Genomic DNA, 19,390 nt, shown 5'->3' with positions numbered 1-19,390 from the left:
GATCCATGACAAAGGCCGCGGCGGGAATGCCGCAAATGCGAAAAAACCCACCGGCGCGGTCCGCGTGGTGGCCCGGTGGCTCCCGCTCGCCGTGCGCGAGGAGCCGCCACGAGAGAGCCTTGACCTCTGGGACCTGATCACGCGGCCCTGCGAGGAGGTGGCCGACGTGTCCGACTCGCAGGGGTCCGCACAGGCGCCGGCCGCTCGAACAATGCCGGGCGGAAGGCCGCTGCTGTCTCTCGCGCTGGCCGCGATGATGGACGAGGTGCACGCCCACTCCGGCGCCGTGTACCTGCTGGCGCCCGGCGAACCGGTCCTGGAGATGGCGGTCATGGCGGGGCTGCCCAGGGCCTTCGCCGCCCCGTGGGAGCGGGTGGGGCTCAGCTCGCCGATCCCGGTCGCCGAGGCGGCACGGGAGCGGCAGCTGATCTGGGTCGGCGGCGAGGAGCAGATGGCCGGCCGCTTTCCCCGGGTTGCCGTGGTGCTCCCGTATCCGTTCGCACTCGCCGCGCTCCCGGTGGCGACCGAGCACACCGTGTACGGCGCCGTCTACGTGACCTGGCCCGGATCGCATCCGCCGGAACTGTCCGACCGGGAGCGCGACCAGCTCACCGCGGCCTGCGACCGGCTCGCGCTGCGTCTGGAGCGGGCCGCCGAGGCGCACCATCCGGTGCATCCCGAGGCGGATCTGCTCGCGCCGGCCGCCGCGGCGACGATGTCCGGCACGCTCGGCACGGTCGAGGCGGCTCGGATGGTGGCACGGCTGCCGTACGGGATGTGCGCGCTGGACCTGCACGGACGCGTCAGCTTCGCCAACGCGGCGACCGCGGAGCTGCTCGGCGTCCCGGTCGGCGACCTGCTGGGCACCCAGTTGTGGGCGTCCGTGCACTGGCTCAACGACCCGGTCTACGAGGACCGCTATCGCGCCGCGCTGATCAGCCAGCACGTGACGTCTTTCGTGGCCCTGCGGCCGCCAGGCGACTGGCTGTCGTTCCGTCTCTATCCCAGTACGAACGGGCTGACCGTACGGATCTCACGGGCGCGGGCGGCGTCCGAGATGAGGCGCGCCGAACCGGAGCACAGCGACGACCCCGCCCCGGGGCTGGTGACCATCTCCCATGTGCTGAGCCTGGCCAGCGCGCTGACGGAGGCGGCGAGCGTGCAGGACGTGGTGCAGCTGGTCGCCGACGAGATCGCGCCCGCCGTCGGCAGTCAGGCCCTGGTGGTACTCGGCACCCGGGCCGGACGTCTGCACGTGCTCGGGCATCGGGGGTATCCGGACGCCCGCGTCGTGGAGCGCTTCGACGGGCTGCCGCTCGACGCGGAGACTCCGGGTGCTCAGGCGCTGAACAACGGCGTTCCCGCGTTCTTCGACTCCCGTGAGCAGTTGGAGCGCCTCTATCCCTCCCGGCACACGACACCGGACGGCATGGCGGCGTGGGCGTATCTGCCGCTCATCGCCTCCGGCCGTCCGGTGGGCGTCTGTGTCCTCGCGTACCCGGAGTCGCATTCCTTCCCGGCGGACGAGCGTGCCGTGCTGACGAGCCTGGGCGGTCTGATCGCGCAGGCGCTGGCACGGGCGCTCCTCTATGACGCCAAGCTCCGGCTGGCGCACGGTCTGCAGGCCGCGCTGCTCCCGCACTCCCTGCCTTCGGTGCCCTCGATCGAGGCGGCCGCGCGCTATCTCCCGGCCACCCAGGGCATGGACATCGGCGGGGACTTCTACGACCTGGTGCTCTCGCAGGGCCGGGCGGCGGCCGTGATCGGAGACGTGCAGGGGCACAACGTCACGGCGGCGGGCCTGATGGGGCAGATCCGTACGGCTGTCCGCGCGTACACGACCGTCGGCCAGCCGCCCGGGGAGGTCATGCGCAGCACCAACCGGCTGTTGATCGACCTGGGCAGTGAACTGTTCGCGAGCTGTCTCTATCTGTGGCTCGACCCCGCGCGCGAGGTGGCCGTCATGGCGCGCGCGGGCCACCCGCCTCCGTTGCTGCGGCGGCCGGACGGCAAGGTCCGGGTGCTCGACCTGGCCGGGGGGCCACTGCTCGGGATCGACGCCTCGGCGACGTATCCGACGACCGAGGTCCCGCTCACTCCGGGTTCCGTGCTCGCCCTCTATACCGACGGCCTGATCGAATCCCCCGGCGTCGACATCGAGGACGCTCTCGCCGACCTCGGGCGGCAGCTCGCCGAGAAGGGCGACCAGCCGCTCGACGTGCTGGCCGACAGTCTCGTCCAACTCGACGAGGCGGCTACGCAGGAGCGGCCCGACGATGTCGCGCTGCTGCTCCTGCGGGCCCTCGGCTGAAGGCCTGCTGCCTGGACGTGAAGCGGTCCGACCCTCCCGCCGGAGGGCCGGACCTTTCCACTGCCGACCGGGGCCGCTGTATGCCGCGGCCGGGTCAGTGGCTCTGAATCACCGGTGTGGGGGGAACCTGTGTGGGGGGACCGGTGTGGGGGCACCGGCGTGGGGGGAACCTGTGTGGGGGGACCTGTGTGGGGGCACCGGCGTCAGGTGGTCACCGGTGTCAGGGGTTGATGTTCACGAGCCCTGAGCCGTCGTCCAGGCCGCCGTCGCCGTCACCGGCGTTTCCCGACTGGCCCTCGGCGCCGCCGAGCTCGTCACCGCCGGCTCCGGCCTCCTCGTCGCCGGCCGCCGGGGCACTGGCGCCGTCGCTGGGCTCAACCGCTCCGGGGTCTTCCACGCCGGCGCCGTCGTCACCGGCCGCGTCACCCGCGCCGAGCGTCGCGCCGACCGCTTCCAGCGCGGTGGTGACGGGCTGGAAGAAGGTCTCCCCGCCGACGGTGCAGTCGCCGCTGCCGCCCGAGGTCAGGCCGATCGCGCTGCCGTCCTGGGTGAAGAGGGAGCCGCCGCTGTCGCCGGGCTCGGCGCAGACGTCGGTCTGGATGAGGCCGGTGACCGTGCCCTCGGGGTAGTTGACGGTGGCGTCGAGGCCCAGGACGTTGCCGTCGAAGAGGCCCGTGGTGCTGCCCATGCGGAAGACCTGCTGGCCCACGGCGGCTTCGGCGGCCTGCGTGATCTCGACGGTCTGGCCGTCGCCGATGTTGACCGCGCTGGCGGCCACCGTGGCCGGGTCGTCGTACTTCACGAGGGCGAAGTCGCCGTCGCCCGGGAAGGTGGCCTGGTCGACGGTGGCGATCGGTTCGCCGTTCTGCGCGTCCGACCACTCGGTGACTGCGACACCGCAGTGGCCCGCGGTGAGGAAGGCGGGGGTGCCGTCGCCCGCGGTGACATTGAAGCCGAGGGAGCAACGCACGCCGTCGCCGAAGATGGCGTCACCGCCGTCGACGAAGGTCTTGAACGTGCCCGCGGACTTCGTGATGGTCGCCACGCCAGAGCCGAGGCCCTCGACCGTCGACTCCAGCGTGTCCCAGCTGGTGCCCGTGACCGTGGAGTCGGCGGTGACGCGGATCTCGTTGGTCTTCGGGTCGACGGACCATGCCGTGCCCGGGATCGTCGCGTCGGCCTTGAGTGTCGCAGCGGCGTTCTCGAGCGCGTCGGTGCTGTTCTGCACCTGGTTGGGGACCGCGCCGGCCGCCCTGATCTCATTGATCACATTGCTGTTGTCACCGACGACGTTGATGATGATCTGCTGGTTGGCCGCGTCGTAGTACGACCCGGCGAAGGCGTCACCCAACTGGGAGGCGAGCTGCGAGGCCAGGTCCGATACATCGCCCGCCTTGAACGTCTTGGCACTGGCGGTGGCATCGTCCGAGTCCGTCTGGGACGCCATGGCGTTCGGCAGGAAAAGCGCCGCCGCTCCGAGCGCCGCCACGCTGCCTGCCGCTATCGCGGCCTTGCGCTTGGGTATGCGTTTGTGACTCAACTTCTGACCTCCTGGGGACGGGGTCCGTTGCCACCGTCTTGCGGCTGAACTGGGGGGCGCCTGGATGCCTGTTGATACGCACGCGTCACATGGGGTGTTCAACTCCGTTTACACATGGCGTGAGTTAGGCAGGCCAAAGGCGTGGATTGCGAGGCAATCAGGTCCTTCTGTGCGCCCGTCCCGGCCGACAGACCTCATCGGTGAGCCACATGGCACGCTCCGCCAGTGCCCGGTCACAGGCCGTCGACAACTCGTAGCGGAATCCCGGCTTCTGCGAATCTGCACATCGAATGCGCAACCAGGTCACCCCGCGCGACGGATCTCCACAGGGCGCCGGGGCGCGCGGGGCCATTGGGGCGGGAGTGTCCCGTTCGGGAACCGGATGCCGACCGCACGCACACGGTGATGACGCGCAGCCTGTGAAGGACTCGCCATCGAACAGTGCGCGCTCCTGCACGGATGACCGGTTCTGGAGATCAATTGCCCTGGTGGGAGCGCCGGTTGATTGGATGCGTGCCACAGCAGCGTGCTTTGATCCATTGCACCGCGGGGGTCACGGGTCGTTCCAGGGCCTCCCGGCAACGGGTGGCCCGACGCCCGCGGTCGCGGCCGACCGTCTGTCCCCAGAGGGGGGCCGCTCTCCCCCTTATGAATACCCATACGAAGGGAAGTTCCATCATGAACTCCACCCCCCAGGTTGCCACCGCCGAGATCTCGGACGCCGACCTCGACGCCGTTTCGGGCGGTCTGTCCGTGAACGCCGTCGGCACCGTCACGGGCCTCGTGGACTCGCTGGCTCCCGGCGTCACCCCGCTGGTCGGCTCGGTCGTCGGCACCGTCGAGGGCCTCACCGGCCTGAACACGGGTGCGGTCACCGGCCTGGTCGCTGGTCTCTGATCTCAGTCAGAACCGTCGAGTCCCGGAACCGCTCCATGGTTCCGGGACTCTCGGGTGCCGTAAACCTATCGAACAGGTGAGGGAAGTCGCGTGCAGTTCCGCCAACAGGCCCTCGCCAAGCTGCAGTCGCCGGAAGAACTCGACCTTCCGGTGCGCTTCGCCCGCCCCCAGGGCTGGCTCGTCCTGTCCGTGACGGTCGTCGTCATGGCGGCAGCCTCCGTCTGGGCCGTGACGGGCACCGTGGCGTCCACGGTCAGTGCACCCGCCATCCTCACTCACGGCGAGGGCAGTTACGTGTTGCAGAGCCCGGTCGCCGGGCAGGTCACCGCGGTCCTCGCGAAGGAGGGCGAACGCCTCACCGCGAACGCCCCCGTGCTCCAGGTCCGTACCGCGCAGGGCGAGACGGCCGTCGTCCGCACCGTCGCCGCCGGGCGCGTCACCGCCCTGGCCGCCACCATCGGCGCGATCATCTCGACCGGTGCGAACGTCGCGGCCGTCGAGAAGGTCGCCCACGCGAACGATCCGCTGTACGCGACGGTGTACGTCCCCGCCGAGAACGCCGCCACCATCCCCGAGAACGCCGCGGTGGATCTCACCGTCCAGTCGGTGCCGACCCAGCAGTACGGGGTGTTGCGCGGCCATGTGAAGTCGGTCGACCGGACGGTGCAGACCCAGCAGCAGATCGCCGCCTTCCTCGGCGACAGCCAGCTGGGCGAACAGTTCACGAAGGACGGCAGGCCGGTGGCCGTCCTGGTCAGCCTCGACCCCGGATCCCGTACGAAGAGCGGCCTCAAGTGGTCCTCGGCGGACGGCCCGCCGTTCGAGCTGACCTCCATGACCCTGGCCTCGGGTTCGATCCGGCTGGCCGATCAGCGCCCCGTCGATTGGCTCCTCCCGTGACCACCGCGCAGGACACCCGCGGCAGACGCCGCTCCAACCCGCCGAAGCGCCCGGTCCCCAAGGGCAAGGGCAAGACCGTCCGCACCCCCACCGTGCTCCAGATGGAAGCGGTGGAGTGCGGCGCGGCCTCGCTCGCGATGGTGCTCGGCCACTACGGGCGGCACATCCCCCTCGAAGAGCTGCGCATCGCCTGCGGTGTCTCCCGCGACGGCTCGCGCGCGAGCAATCTGCTGAAGGCGGCGCGCAGTTACGGTCTGACGGCCAAGGGCATGCAGATGGACACGGTCGCGCTCGCCGAGGTGCGGGCGCCCGCGATCCTGTTCTGGGAGTTCAACCACTACGTCGTGTACGACGGCACGGGGCGCCGGTTCGGACGGCGCGGCGTGCACATCAACGACCCCGGCAAGGGCCGTCGTTTCGTGCCGATGGAGGACTTCGACACCAGCTTCACCGGCGTCGCCCTGGTCATGGAACCGGGCCCCGACTTCCACCGGGGCGGCCGCAAGCCGGGCGTCCTGGGCGCCATGCCGGCCCGGCTGCGCGGGACTTCGGGCACCATGCCAGCAGCCGTCCTAGCCAGTCTGCTGCTTGTCGTGGTCGGCGCGGCAGTGCCCGCGCTCAGCCGGACTTACATCGACAGCTATCTGATCGGCGGTCAGTCCTCCCTGCTCGGCGTGCTGTTCGCGTCGATGGGCGCCTCGGTGGCGCTGACGGTGGTGCTGACCTGGCTGCAACAGGCGAATCTGCTGCGCGGCCGCATCATCTCCTCGACGCTCTCCAGCGCCCGCTTCCTGCGCCATCTGCTGCGGCTGCCGGTCACCTTCTTCTCCCAGCGCAGCCCGGCCGACCTGGTGCAGCGGCTCCAGTCGAACGACGCGGTGGCCGAGACCCTGTCCCGTGACCTCGCGGCGGCCGGGGTGGACGCGGTCGTGGTCGTGCTCTACGCGGTGCTCCTCTACACCTACGACCCGCAGCTCACGGCCGTGGGAATCGGCGTCGCGCTGCTCAACGTGGTCGCGATGCGGGTGGTGATCCGGCTGCGCTCGACGCGCACCGCGAAGCTGCGTGCGGACAGTGCCCGGCTCACCAACACGGCATACAGCGGGCTCCAGTTGATCGAGACGATGAAGGCCACCGGCGGCGAGGACGGCTACTTCCGCAAGTGGGCCGGGCAGCACGCGACCACGCTGGAGGAGGAGCAGCGTCTCGGCGTGCCGAGCGCCTGGCTGGGCGTGGTCGCGCCGATGCTCGCGACGCTCAACAGCGCGCTGATCCTGTGGATCGGCGGGATGCGGGCCATCGAGGGAGGCATCTCGGTCGGTCTGCTCGTCGCCTTCCAGGCCCTGGTGACCCGCTTCACCGCGCCGATCACCCGCCTCAACGGTGTCGCGGGCCGCATCCAGGACTTCGCGGCCGACGTCGCCCGCCTCAAGGACGTCGAGAACTTCCAGGCCGACCCGCTGTACGACCGCCCCGGCACCGGCGATTCCACCCGCCGCCTGCACGGCCATGTCGAGCTGGAGAACATCACGTTCGGCTACAGCCCGCTCGACAAGCCACTGCTGACCGGCTTCTCACTGACGGTAGGACCGGGCCAGCAGGTGGCACTGGTCGGCGGCTCGGGCAGCGGCAAGTCGACGGTGTCCCGGCTGATTTCGGGCCTGTACGCCCCGTGGGAGGGCACGATCCGCATCGACGGCCGACGCCTGGACGACATCCCGCGCGGCGCCCTCGCCTCCTCCGTCTCCTTCGTCGACCAGGACGTGTTCCTCTTCGAGGGGACGGTCCGCGACAACGTGGCGCTGTGGGACCCGTCGATCCCGGACGAGGCGGTCGTCGCGGCGCTGGAGGACGCGGCGCTGTACGACGTCATCACGCGCCGGCCGGGCGGCATCCAGAGCCGGGTCGAGCAGGACGGCCGGAACTTCTCCGGCGGCCAGCGTCAACGCCTGGAGATCGCAAGGGCGTTGGTACGCAGGCCCAGCATCCTGGTGCTCGACGAGGTGACCAGCGCTTTGGACGCGGAGACCGAGCAGACCGTCATCGACAACCTGCGCAAGCGCGGCTGCGCCTGTGTGGTGATCGCGCATCGGCTCAGCACCGTGCGCGACAGCGACGAGATCGTCGTACTGCAGCACGGCACGATCGTGGAACGCGGGCGGCACGACGCCCTGGTGGCGGCCGGCGGTCCGTACGCCGAGCTGGTCAAGGAGCGATGAGATGACGACGGTCAACGAAGGTGACGTCGTCCTCGGCGCGCTGGGCGGCATGGGCAGCCCCATCGACTGCTCCGCCCTCAACCGCCTTGATCTGGAGGGCCCGCAAGTCCTGTGGCTCGTCGCAGCGGGCGCCATGGACCTGTTCGCGGTCGACGCCGCCCAACAGAGCCACTGGCACCACCTCGGCCGCCTCGAAGCGGGCTCCCTGCTCCTCGGTCCGGTCGCCGGCCCACAACACACCCTGGTCGGGCGGCCGTTGCGCGACTGCGTGGTGCGCCGGATCGGGCTGCGCGAGCTGTACCAGCAGGCCGACACCCAGACCTGGTCGTACGACAGTTACGGCAACGCCCAGTACGTACCACCGACTTCGAGCCCGCTGGAGTACGCCCTCGCACTCGGCGTGGGCCGCAGCCTCTCCATTCTCTTCCAGGCGCCGATGGCCCATGAGAACGCCGCCGCGCTCACGGATGAGGACGTCTTCTGGATGCAGGTACCGCCCGGGAGTGTGCAGTACGGCTCCCTTTACGGCGCGGAGGCGGCAGCCGACCTACTGATGGACTCCGGTGTCTGGCAGCGAATGGTCGACCAGCAGTACCGGCTCCTCACCACACTCGACCGCTGGATCGCGCGGCTGGAGTCGCGCCACGAGGACCGTACGGCGGCGGGCATCAAAGCGGGCGAGGCCGTCCGTGCCCAGGCCGACCGGACGCTGCTCGCGTCGATCGGCAAGCAGTCGGCGAAGCGCCCGACGGCCGCCGACGCGGACGCCACGTACGCGGCCTGCAAGCTGGTCGCCGACGCGGCCGGGATCACTCTCGCGGCGGCCGTGCAGAGCGGCACGGAGAGCGACCGGATCGACCCGGTCGAGCGGATAGCGATCGCCTCGCGCGTCCGCGCCCGTGCCGTACGTCTCGACGGGCACTGGTGGCACGACAACATCGGCCCGCTGGTGGGCCACCGTGCCGTGTCGGGGGCACCGGTCGCCCTGCTCTGGCGGCGCGGCGGATACATCGCCGTACAGCCGTCCTCCGGACGCGAGACGCCGGTCGAGAAGGCCAACGCGGGGGAGTTCGAACCGCAGGCCGTGATGTTCTACCGACCGCTGCCCGAACGGCAGTTGAGCCCGCTGCGGCTGATGAGGTTCTGCCTCCGCGGCACCGGCGGCGACATGCGCAACCTCGCGATCAGCTCTCTGGTGACCGTCGCGATCGGCGCGATCGTGCCGATCGCCACCGGCAAGGTGCTCGGCGAGTACGTGCCGAGGGCCCAGCACAGCCTCATCGCGCAGGTCTGCCTCGCCATCATGATCACCAGCGTCGTGTCGGCGGCGTTCATGCTGCTGCAGAACCTCACCATCCTGCGGCTGGAGGGCCGGATCGAGGCAACGCTCCAACCTGCCGTGTGGGACCGGCTGTTGCGACTGCCCACGAAGTTCTTCACCTCTCGCTCCACCGGTGAACTCGCCAGCGCCGCCATGGGAATCAGCGCGATCCGCCGCCTCCTCGCGGGCGTCGGCCCGACCCTCGCCCAGGCGGGCACGATCGGCGCGATGAACCTCGGTCTGCTGCTCTGGTACAGCGTCCCCATGGCGCTGGCCGCGATCGGCATGCTCGTCGTCATCGCCGCCGGGTTCCTGGGACTCGGTCTGTGGCAGGTGCGCTGGCAGCGCCGCCTGGTCGTGCTCAGCAACAAGCTGAACAACCAGGCCTTCCAGACCCTGCGCGGCCTGCCCAAGCTGCGGGTTGCGGCGGCCGAGAACTACGCGTACGCCGCCTGGGCGGGCGAGTTCGCGCGCAGCCGTGAGCTCCAGCAGAGGGTCGGCCGGATCAAGAACCTCACCACGGTGATGGGCTCGGTGTACCTGCCCCTCTGCTCCCTGCTGATGTTCATGCTGCTCGCGGGCCCGGCGCGCGACTCGCTGTCGGCCGCCGAGTTCCTCACCTTCAACACGTCGATGACGATGCTGCTGATCTCGGTCACCTCGATCACCGGCGCGTGCGTCTCGGCGGCGGCCGCGCTGCCGATGTTCGAGGAGATCAAGCCGGTGTTCGACGCGACGCCCGAGGTGCGCGTGGCGAGCACCCGCCCCGGAGTCCTGTCCGGGGCGATCGAGGCCCGCGGGCTGTCCTTCCGCTACACCGACGACGGCCCGCTGGTCCTGGACGAGGTGTCCTTCGCCGTCAGGCCGGGTGAGTTCGTGGCGATCGTCGGCCCCAGCGGCTGCGGCAAGTCCACGCTGCTGAGGCTGCTCATCGGCTTCGACAAGCCGGTGTCGGGCAGCGTCCTGTACGACGGCCAGGATCTGGCGGCCCTCGACCAGTCCGCCGTACGCCGCCAGTGCGGTGTCGTGCTCCAGCACGCGCAGCCGTTCACCGGATCGATCCTGGACTGCATCTGCGGCACCGAGCCGTACACACCCGAGGAGGCGATGGCGGCGGCCGAGATGGCGGGCCTCGCCGAGGACATCAAGCGCATGCCGATGGGCCTGCACACCATCGTCTCCGGCAGCGGCGCGGTCTCCGGAGGCCAGCGCCAGCGCCTGATGATCGCCCAGGCGCTGATACGCCGCCCCCGCATCCTCTTCTTCGACGAGGCGACCAGCGCCCTGGACAACGAGACCCAGCGCACGGTCATCGAGAGCACCCGGGCACTCAACGCCAGCCGTATCGTGATCGCGCACCGCCTGTCCACGGTGATGGACGCGGACCGCGTCATCGTGATGGAGGACGGCAAGGTCGCCCAGCAGGGTCCGCCCGCACAGCTCCTCGCGGACACGGGCGGGCGGCTGCACGAACTGGTGCGGCGGCAGATGCGGTGAGCGGTCAGTCGAGCCCGGGGACCGGGGCTCCGGAAGGGATCCCGGCCTTGATGTACTGGTGGTAGATCGCCTGCCAGGGGGCGGTGCTCCCGGCGTGCGGTCCCTCGTGCTCCTCACCCCGCGCATGCGCGTCGAGGGCGCCGAGGCACACCTCCCAGCCGGCGCCGTTGCGCGCGGCGGTGTTCTCGGCCTCCAGGACGTTGGTGAGCGTGAACCGGGTGCGCTTCTCGTCCAGTGCCTCCAGGTCGAAGTGCAGCTCGTCGCCGCCCCACTCGAAGGAGAGGTGCCGGGGTGCGTCGACCGCGATGACCCGGCCCGTGGACTCCGGCATGTTCGGGTCACCACTGAAGGTGATGGTCCCGCCGGGGCGCAGTTCGATCTCGGCGCGCGAGGGGAACCAGTGGACCAGCTCGTCGGGGTCGGTCACGAACAGCCAGACACGCTCGACGGGATGTTCGTAGGTCCGGCTGAAGCGGACGGCGGGGCGGCCGTCGTCGAGGGTGAGGTAGGTGCCGGTGGGGGCGGTGGATTCGGCGGACATGGCGGCTCAGTCCTTCGGGGAGGAGTCTGCTGGGGCTTCGGGCGCGGCCCGCTCAAGGGGCCCGGCCGGAATCGCGTGGTCGTCCGACGGCTCCCCCGCCGCCCGGTCCAGGCGACGGCCAAGGGCGTCGAGACTCTCGTTCCACAGCTTCCGGTACGGGGCCAGCCAGGCGTCGAGCTCGGCGATCGGGGCCGGGTCGAGCGCGTACACACGGCGCTGCGCGTCCTGCCGTACCCGTACCAGCCCGGCGTCGCGCAGCACCCGCAGATGCTTCGAGGTGCTCGGCTGACTGAGTCCGCACGCCTCGACGATCTCACCGACGGGCCGCGGGCGCTCAAGGAGCAGCGCGACGATGGCACGCCTGTGGGGGTCGGCGAGTGCGGCCCAGAGAGGGTCATCGGACATGTCTCCAATATGCCTCCGCGGTTATATTCCCGTCAAGGAATACCCCGCCGGTCACAGCCTGTCGGCCGCCCGACACTCCAGCGAGACGTGGGTCACTCATCGAAACGTTGCAGTTTCGATAGGGGAGGGTCTAGTCTCGACGTGTACGAAACGGTTTCGTTTACCTGCACGAAACCCTGAGCGACTTCCCTGGAGTGGTTCCCTCATGCCTCAGACCGTGACCGAAGGTGCCCGCACGGGTGCCGTGGACGCCGCGCCGGCGCAAGCCTCGAAGCGCTGGTGGATCCTCGCGATCATCGGGATCGCGCAGCTGATGGTGGTCCTCGACGCCACCATCGTGAACATCGCCCTGCCGTCCGCCCAGGCCGACCTGGGATTCTCCGACGGCAACCGGCAGTGGATCGTCACCGCCTACTCGCTGGCCTTCGCCTCACTGCTCCTGCTCGGCGGACGCATCGCCGACCTCTTCGGACGCAAGACCGCCTTCCTCATCGGTGTCTCCGGATTCGCCGCGGCCTCCGTACTGGGCGGCGCCTCGACCAGCTTCGGGATGCTCGTCACCGCCCGCGCCCTCCAGGGCGTCTTCGGAGCACTGCTCGCACCGGCCGCGCTCTCACTGCTGAACACGACGTTCACCGAGGCGAAGGACCGCGCCAAGGCGTTCAGCGTGTTCGGCGCCATCGCCGGCGCCGGTGGCGCGCTGGGCCTGCTGCTCGGCGGTGTGCTGACCGACGCGCTCGACTGGCGCTGGACTCTCTACGTCAACATCATCTTCGCGATCATCGCCTTCGCCGGCGGCTGGGTGCTGTTGAACAACCACCGCGACGCCGCGAACTCCAAGCTGGACCTGCCGGGCACCCTGCTGGTCTCCTCCGGACTCTTCGCCCTGGTCTACGGCTTCTCCAACGCCGAGACGCACGACTGGAGTTCGCCCGCCACCTGGGGCTTCCTGGCCGCGGGCGGGGTACTGCTGACGGCGTTCGCCCGCTGGCAGATGCGTGCCAAGCACCCGCTGCTGCCGCTGCGCGTACTGCTCGACCGCAACCGCGCCGCTTCGTTCATCGCCATTCTGATCACCGGCGCGGGCATGTTCGGCGTCTTCCTCTTCCTGACCTACTACCTCCAGCTGAACCTGGGCTTCAGCCCGACCAAGACGGGCGTGTCGTTCCTGCCGATGATGGCGGCCCTGATGGTCATGGCACAGGTCTCCACCACCATCCTGGTGCCGCGCGTCGGGCCGAAGGTCGTCATCCCGGCAGGCTTCGCGATCGCCGCCGCCGCCATGGTCTGGCTGACCGGCATCGATGTCGGCTCGTCCTTCTCGACCGCCGTGCTGCCTCAGTTGATTCTGATCGGCGTGGGACTCGGCATCGTGATGCCGCCCGCGATGTCACTGGCCACCAGCGGGATCGCGGCCGAGGACGCGGGAGTCGCCTCCGCGACGGTCAACACCATGCAGCAGGTGGGCGGTTCGATCGGTACAGCGCTGCTCAACACACTGGCCGCGAGCGCCGCGGCGAGCTACCTGGCCGGCAAGAACCCGGCCGACAAGCTGGTCCAGGCGCAGTCGACGATCGAGAGCTACACCACCGCCTTCTGGTGGTCGGCCGGCTTCTTCGCCGCAGGCTCGGTGATCACCTTCCTGCTCTACCGCAGCGGGAAGCTGGAGCAGAACGTCAACGACGCCGCCGCACCGGTCGTCCACATGTGATCGCGCCCTGACCCAACGATCACCCCTGAACCGAGGGGCCGCCGTCTGCAGGGAGACGGCGGCCCCTCATCCCTCTTTTACGGGGCGGCCCTTCCTACCTTTACGGGGCGGCTCTTCCTCCTTTTACGGAACGGCCCCTCGTTCGCCTCCGGTAGCGGGCCGTCGCGGCCGCGAGGCGAGCCTGCTGGGCCAACTCGTTCTGCGGTACGGCGGGCCGGTACACAACGAGTCCCCGCTCCCGCTTCTCCAGCCTCAACTCGCCCGGTGTGGGGGCGACTTCACCGTCGTATGCGAGGGTGTCCGCGCCGGTGAGACCCTCCAGCCCGACCCAGGAGACGCGTTCGGCGCTGTAGACCCGGGAACGGCCGAGAGCCCCGGCGAACGCGGAGACGATGACCCGGGTGCGGGCGAGCCGGTGGTCACCGTCGATCAGGCGCAGGTCCAGGAGTCCGTCGTCCAGGCGCGGCCGGAAGGCGGGGGCGAAGCCGTCGGGGACATAGCGGCCGTTGCCCGCGAAGAGCAGCCACAGGCGCCGGGGGCGGCCGTTGATCCGCAGCTCGATGGGGGTCGCGGTGCGCAACACCCGGGTGAGGGCGACGGCGGCCGCCGGCCACTTGCCCCACCGCTCCTCCAAGTGCTGGCGGATCCGGACGAGTTCGGGGTAGAGGCCGATGCTGAAGGTGTTGAGGAACCGCACCTCGTGCCCGGCCACCGGGCGCGCCACGCCGATGTCCACGGCCACCGCCTCACCCCGGACGACCGCCACGGCGGTGTCCTCGAAGTCGGGTACGCCCACGTCCTGCGCGAAGTGGTTGAGCGTGCCGCCGGGGAACACCGCCAGTGCGAGCCCCCGTTCGGCCGCCGCGCGCGCCGCCGCGTTGACACTGCCGTCTCCCCCGCACACGCCCAGCGCGCCGCCCGCCGCCGCGGCCCGCTCGACCGCCTCGGCGAGCAGCTCGGCGAAGTCGTCGTCCGGGGCGCGTTCGATCAGCTCGGCCTCCGGCAGCAGTCCGCGCAGCCGTTCGGCGGGCGGCAGTCCCGTCGTGGGTGCGCCGGTGCCGGCCCGGCTGTTGACGAAGACGACGAGTCCCCGGCCGCCGGGCAGCGCGGGCGCGTCGGCCTCGGGCCGCTCCCGCTCCGGCCGTGCGGGGCGCGGCGGCCACCAGCGGCAGGTCAGCGCGGCGGCCCCGGCGCCGATCGCGATCCCGGCCAGCACGTCTCCTGGGTAGTGCACGCCGACGTAGACACGCGAGAAGGCGACCGAGGCGGCGAAAGGTGCGACCAGAGCCCCGTATCCGGTGGATTCCAGGGCGACTCCGGTGGCGAAGGCCGCGGCCGACGCGGAGTGCCCGGAGGGGAACGACGTGGTGTGCGGCTGACGTCCGAGGCGCCGGATCGACGGCACGCGGTCCAGCACCGGACGGGGGCGGCGGGCACTCCACTTGACGACCGTGTTGACGGTCAGCGAGGCGAGGGCGAGCGAACCGGTACCGCGCACGGCCGCCCGCCGGGCGGTACGGCCGCCGGCGAACGCGAGTGCCGAGGCCGCGCCGAACCACAGCCGCCCGTGGTCGGCTCCACGGCTGAGCCGCCGCAGTGCCGGATCCGCAGCCGGGAACCGGGAGGCGGCCACCCGCCGGAACAGCCGCAGATCCAGTTCGCCGAGTGTGCCCATGGCCCCACTCCTACCGGGAACGGGGGTGGATCGGCATCCGGTGCACCTCCAACCGGAGCAGCACAATCCGGCAGTGGCAGGCGAAGCCGCGTTCCCCGGGCGACGTGTAGGTTCTCACCTTCGGTGTCCTGCGCCGACGCTGTGACCTGTGGGTTCCTCGTCACTCTCACGACGTATCGGCCGACGGCTGTCTCGGATCAGTGTCATGTCCTGCGACTGTCCAGCAGGCTGCACTGCCTGCCCAGGAGTGTCACGACCAATGGGACGGTCTCAGCCGTATCGCTCGACGAGCGCGTTGCCGATCGAGGCCAGGTGGTCTCGGACACCCGGAGGGCCGGCCACCTCCAGCCATTCGACCATCCAGGCGAGCTCGCCGGCGAGCGCGTACTCGTTGTGGCCGCGGATCACGACCTCGATGCGGTCGTCGGTCGTGGAACCTCCCACCTGGAGCCGATCGCCGAGCGCCATCCGCAGCAGGCCTATCCCGTGGGGCGCGCATACCGCCTGGATCTCAAGGGGCGTTCGCTTGCGGTCGACCTCGTCGGCGATCTCGCGCCAGCTCTCGGCAAGGTCGAAGTCATCGGGTCGGGTCACGGGATCGTCGGTCGGGTCGGCGGACGACACGCGGTCGATCCTGAAGGTCCGCCGGCCGGCCTCGGTGTTGGAGACGAGGTACCACGACGGACCTTTGGCGACGATGCCCAGTGGGTGGACGGTTCTCTCGCTTTCGGCGCCTTCGCGGTCTACGTAGCGGAGCCGCACCTGGACGCCGCGGATCACCGCGTCCTGGAGTTCGTCGAGGAAGCGAGGTGGTCGGTGCTCGACCCGACTCGTCCCCCATCGTTGCGGGTCCATGACCAACGACGACGCTGCTGCCTCGGCCTGCACCCGGAAGGGCTCCGGCAGGGCGTGGACGAGCTTGCGCAGGGCTGCTTTCACGGCCGGCGTCGCAGCCGAGGCCGGGCCGGCAACCAGGAACAGGGCGCGGGCCTCGCTCGCGGTCAGCCCGGACAGGTCGGTGCGGGCGCCGCCTACGAGGCGCCAGCCGCCGCCTCGGCCCTGCGTGGAGTACACGGGCACCCCGGCCATGGCCAGGGCGTCGAGGTCGCGGCGGGCGGTGCGCTCGGAGACCTCCAGCTCTTGGGCGACCTCTGCTGCTGTCACCTGCTCGCGCCGTTGCAGCAGGAGGAGGATGGCCACCAGCCGGTCGGTTCGCATACCGAGAAAACTCTCACGTAAACCGGTCATGGTGTGACCGGTTTCGGTCGGCAAGATGGCGACATGACCTCACCGACGACTCCCACTACCCACGACCGCATTGGCCCTCGGCCTGTCAGGGGTACGCCGACGCTGTCTTCGGGAACCTTCGTCGCCTGATCGCCTGAGAAGATTGAGAGGAAATTCAATGTTCAATCCGACCGATTTCCCCGAGCCCACCCTTGTTTCAGTCAACGGTGTGGAACTTGAAGTCTTTGAAGCAGGCCGAGAAAATGCGGGGAAACCCATTGTGCTCTGTCATGGCTGGCCGGAGCACGCCTTTTCTTGGCGCCATCAGGTGCCCGCCCTCGCCGCAGCGGGCTACCATGTCATCGTCCCGAACCAGCGGGGTTATGGGAACTCATCCCGCCCGGCCGAAGTGACGGACTACGACATTGAACATCTGTCGGGTGATCTAGTCGCGCTTCTCGATCACTACGGATACGAGGATGCCACCTTTGTCGGCCATGACTGGGGTGCAATGGTCGTCTGGGGACTGACCCTGCTGCATCCGAACCGTGTAAACAAAGTGATCAACCTGAGCCTGCCTTACCAGGAGCGCGGGGAAAGGCCCTGGATCGAGTTCATGGAAGATGTGCTTGGCGGCGACTTCTATTTCGTCCACTTCAATCGGCAGCCAGGCGTCGCGGACGCCGTGTTCGACGAGAACACCTTCCAGTTCCTTCGCAACATGTACCGGAAGAACGAGCCTCCCAGGGAACCTCAGCCGGGTATGGCGCTGATCGATCTCGCCAGAGCCGAGACGCCACTCGGTGATCCCGTCATGAGCGAGCGCGAACTGGCCGTTTTCGTCTCCGCCTTCGAATCGACAGGGTTCACAGGCAGTGTGAATTGGTACAGGAACCTTGACCGCAACTGGCGCTTGCTGGCGGACGTGGACCCGATCATCCAGCAGCCCACGCTCATGATCTACGGCGACCGGGATATGATCCAGAGGTCTGAGAAACTGGCGAAGTTCGTGCCCAATGTGGAAGTGGTCAATCTGGATTGCGGTCATTGGGTCCAGCAGGAAAAGCCGGAAGAAACAAACCAGGTGATTACAAAGTGGCTGGAACAGCAGGATGCCAGCTAGTGTCTCGTGATCCGGTTCGTATCACCTGAAGCTCTTCGAGTCGTCGGGCGGCGTGTGAATCTCTCTTCGATCGGGGCCCGAGCAGCAGCGGCCACCGCCCGGTGATCTGACAGCGGCACGGAAAACCCGAACGGGCCGGAGGGAAAACCCTCCGGCCCGTTCTTCGCATGTACAAGATAAAAACGTGGCCGAGGTGAGCGGGACGACGAAGCCCGCGGCGGGCAGCAGCCCCGCCGTTCCCGTCCAAGCCGCTGGTGAAGGCGAGCTGGGTCAGGATCAGCAGGCGCAGCAGGGGGACAGCTACGACCAGGTGCGGCAGCGCGGGGCGGTCTTCTCCCCGCGCCGGGAGCCGCCGCCCTATTTCTATGATCAAGCACCCTACGCAGTAACGCCGAGGGGCGGCCGGACAGCCCCACTCCGTCCGGCCGCCCCTCGGTACGAGATCGCGCGGCACTCGCGACGAGGCCCGCTTTCCCCAGTCACGGGCTCTCGTTCGACGCCCACGGGGACCGCGTGATCCCGGTCTGTCAGAACGTGAAGACGTTCATCCCGTAGGAGTTCTTCACGCACTCGTTGGCGAAGGTGCGCTCATAGGCGACCCGCTTGCCCTGCCACACGCCGTCGACGGTGACGACGACGGGGTCGAACTGCTTCGTACACATCGCGCCGGCTCTCACGGACAGGGCGTTGAAGTCGCCGCCGGTTTCCCGGAGTTCGGCGCAGGCCCGCGGAGCGTCGGGGTGGGTGCCGGAGGCGGTCGGGGCGCAGTTCAGGGTGACGGCGCGCTCCGCGGTGGCGGTGGCCGCGCTGTGACCGTGGCCCACGCTGAGCACGAGGGCGGAGGGGGCGTAGAGCGCGGACGGGCCGGGGCCCGGGGCGGCGAGGGCGGTTCCGCCCAGTGGTCCGCAGACGGCGGTGGCCGTCAGGGTGAGAGTCGCTGCCCAACGCGCGGTGGTCGGCATTGTGTGCATCCTTCCGCTCGATTGAATGCGAGACCGGCTCGGTCGGTGCCGGTTCGGCGAGCGCGAGTCTGCCGACTCCGGACCGGAAACACACATCCGACCCACTGGTTTCAGTAACTTTGAGTATTGAATCAGTGGCGCGAAGTCACAGGATTCGAACGCACAAGCCCCGAAGCGAGCGCTTACTGATCGTCGGGAGTGCCTTCCTGGCCGGATTCCACCCGCTCAGCAATAGGCCTGAAACATTCCGCTTCAGCTCATGGCGGACCCCTTGCTCACCCCCTTGCGTTCTCCTCATCCGCGAGTAATCGTCATTACATGATTACAACGGAGCAGCACGAGAAGCTGCGCGGCTGGTTCGCCGGCCGCCTGCCCGACGATCTCTTCGAGAGCCTGACGGAGGTGACGGTCGACCGCGAGGAGATCACCGTCGTCGGCCGCATCCCCGAGCCCCGGGTCACCGAGGGCGCCTCGGACGCCGAGAAGGAGGCGGCCCTCCAGGCCCGTATCCAGGAATTCCGGGAGCGCACCCGCGAGCAGCGGGTCGAGGTGGCGCGTGCGGCGGAGCACCGGTTCCGCAAGAAGGTCTCCTGGGGTGTGGAGTGCGGGGGCGAGCGTGCCCTGTTCACGCACATCGCCGCGCCGGTCATGACCCGGCTGCGCCAGCCCGAGCGCCAGGTCCTCGACACCCTCATCGCGGCCGGTGTGGCCCGCAGCCGCAGCGACGCCCTCGCCTGGTGCGTACGCCTGGTGCAGCGGCACACCGACGACTGGCTCACGGAGCTGCGGGACTCGCTGGAGCACGTACAGCGGGTCCGGGCCCAGGGTCCGGACGCCGAGCCCCAGGACGCCCCGGCCCCCGACGACAAGGAGTGACTCCGGCCCCACTCGCCATGGAGCAATCGTCCAGCCAAGTCGCGAAATATGGATGATCCGTCCTCTGGTGCCGCGACGGCGTGCCGACTTACAACGGCTAACACAAAGAGGTGGATCGGTCCTGGCTGCCGTGACTGGTGCGGGAGTTGAGCGTTCGGTCTGGTGTGGGGACGTCGCCGTGGATC

The 19,390-nt window shown here is 69.5% G+C and carries 14 protein-coding genes; 8 read left to right on the top strand and 6 right to left on the bottom strand.

The genetic code is table 11. The features are described from left to right. The first annotated feature begins 211 nt into the window (after positions 1-211). The gene (locus AB0N66_RS37555) at positions 212-2,311 is read left to right on the top strand and encodes a SpoIIE family protein phosphatase (protein ID WP_365443821.1); all 2,100 of its coding nucleotides are present in this window, start codon (positions 212-214) and stop codon (positions 2,309-2,311) included. 220 nt (positions 2,312-2,531) lie between these two features. Here AB0N66_RS37555 and AB0N66_RS37550 read toward each other — a convergent pair whose 3' ends face one another. Then, positions 2,532-3,851, bottom strand: a complete 1,320-nt coding sequence (locus tag AB0N66_RS37550; protein WP_365443658.1) for a S1 family peptidase — start codon at positions 3,849-3,851, stop codon at positions 2,532-2,534. Positions 3,852-4,529: 678 nt separating this feature from the next. Between AB0N66_RS37550 and AB0N66_RS37545 the strand changes: the two genes are divergently transcribed. The 4 genes from AB0N66_RS37545 to AB0N66_RS37530 all read left to right on the top strand — a co-directional run bounded on the left by AB0N66_RS37545 (position 4,530) and on the right by AB0N66_RS37530 (position 10,685). Continuing rightward, positions 4,530-4,748 (top strand): type A2 lantipeptide, encoded by a 219-nt coding sequence (locus AB0N66_RS37545; protein ID WP_365443655.1) that lies wholly within the window; start codon positions 4,530-4,532, stop codon positions 4,746-4,748. A 90-nt stretch (positions 4,749-4,838) separates the two neighbouring features. Beyond that, complete coding sequence (locus tag AB0N66_RS37540; RefSeq protein ID WP_365443652.1) at positions 4,839-5,648, top strand: HlyD family efflux transporter periplasmic adaptor subunit; 810 nt, start codon at positions 4,839-4,841, stop codon at positions 5,646-5,648. After that, entirely contained in the window at positions 5,645-7,867 is a 2,223-nt protein-coding gene (locus AB0N66_RS37535) for an NHLP family bacteriocin export ABC transporter peptidase/permease/ATPase subunit (RefSeq protein WP_365443649.1), read from the top strand. Before AB0N66_RS37540 ends, AB0N66_RS37535 begins: the two co-directional genes overlap by 4 nt. Position 7,868: 1 nt before the next feature. Then, positions 7,869-10,685: an NHLP bacteriocin export ABC transporter permease/ATPase subunit gene (locus tag AB0N66_RS37530; protein ID WP_365443646.1), complete on the top strand. Its 2,817-nt coding sequence runs from the start codon at positions 7,869-7,871 to the stop codon at positions 10,683-10,685. 4 nt (positions 10,686-10,689) lie between these two features. Here the strand turns inward: AB0N66_RS37530 and AB0N66_RS37525 are convergent, their stop codons facing one another. Continuing rightward, complete coding sequence (locus AB0N66_RS37525; protein ID WP_365443643.1) at positions 10,690-11,226, bottom strand: SRPBCC family protein; 537 nt, start codon at positions 11,224-11,226, stop codon at positions 10,690-10,692. Positions 11,227-11,232: 6 nt separating this feature from the next. Further along, positions 11,233-11,631, bottom strand: coding sequence for a metalloregulator ArsR/SmtB family transcription factor (locus AB0N66_RS37520; RefSeq protein ID WP_365443640.1), 399 nt, complete (start codon positions 11,629-11,631; stop codon positions 11,233-11,235). Positions 11,632-11,836: 205 nt separating this feature from the next. Between AB0N66_RS37520 and AB0N66_RS37515 the strand changes: the two genes are divergently transcribed. Beyond that, a complete protein-coding gene (locus AB0N66_RS37515; RefSeq protein WP_365443637.1) occupies positions 11,837-13,342 on the top strand; it encodes an MFS transporter in 1,506 nt (501 codons plus the stop codon). A 100-nt stretch (positions 13,343-13,442) separates the two neighbouring features. Here the strand turns inward: AB0N66_RS37515 and AB0N66_RS37510 are convergent, their stop codons facing one another. Further along, positions 13,443-15,017, bottom strand: coding sequence for a phosphatase PAP2 family protein (locus AB0N66_RS37510; protein ID WP_365443634.1), 1,575 nt, complete (start codon positions 15,015-15,017; stop codon positions 13,443-13,445). 270 nt (positions 15,018-15,287) lie between these two features. Further along, positions 15,288-16,235, bottom strand: a complete 948-nt coding sequence (locus AB0N66_RS37505; protein ID WP_365443631.1) for a WYL domain-containing protein — start codon at positions 16,233-16,235, stop codon at positions 15,288-15,290. A gap of 187 nt (positions 16,236-16,422) precedes the next feature. Here AB0N66_RS37505 and AB0N66_RS37500 point away from each other — a divergent pair, with 187 nt between their 5' ends. Further along, positions 16,423-17,367 carry an alpha/beta hydrolase gene (locus tag AB0N66_RS37500; protein ID WP_365443628.1) on the top strand — a complete coding sequence of 315 codons (945 nt, stop codon included), beginning with the start codon at positions 16,423-16,425 and terminating at the stop codon, positions 17,365-17,367. A 527-nt stretch (positions 17,368-17,894) separates the two neighbouring features. Here the strand turns inward: AB0N66_RS37500 and AB0N66_RS37495 are convergent. Next, complete coding sequence (locus tag AB0N66_RS37495; RefSeq protein WP_365443625.1) at positions 17,895-18,329, bottom strand: protease inhibitor; 435 nt, start codon at positions 18,327-18,329, stop codon at positions 17,895-17,897. A 318-nt stretch (positions 18,330-18,647) separates the two neighbouring features. On the opposite strand from AB0N66_RS37495, the gene AB0N66_RS37490 reads away from it, so the two are divergent. Then, complete coding sequence (locus tag AB0N66_RS37490; protein ID WP_365443622.1) at positions 18,648-19,205, top strand: hypothetical protein; 558 nt, start codon at positions 18,648-18,650, stop codon at positions 19,203-19,205. Positions 19,206-19,390 lie beyond the last annotated feature (185 nt).

The organism is Streptomyces sp. NPDC093544, from assembly GCF_040683495.1.
Classification (GTDB): Bacteria; Actinomycetota; Actinomycetes; order Streptomycetales; family Streptomycetaceae; genus Streptomyces.
This window is presented reverse-complemented; position numbering and strand designations above follow the sequence as displayed.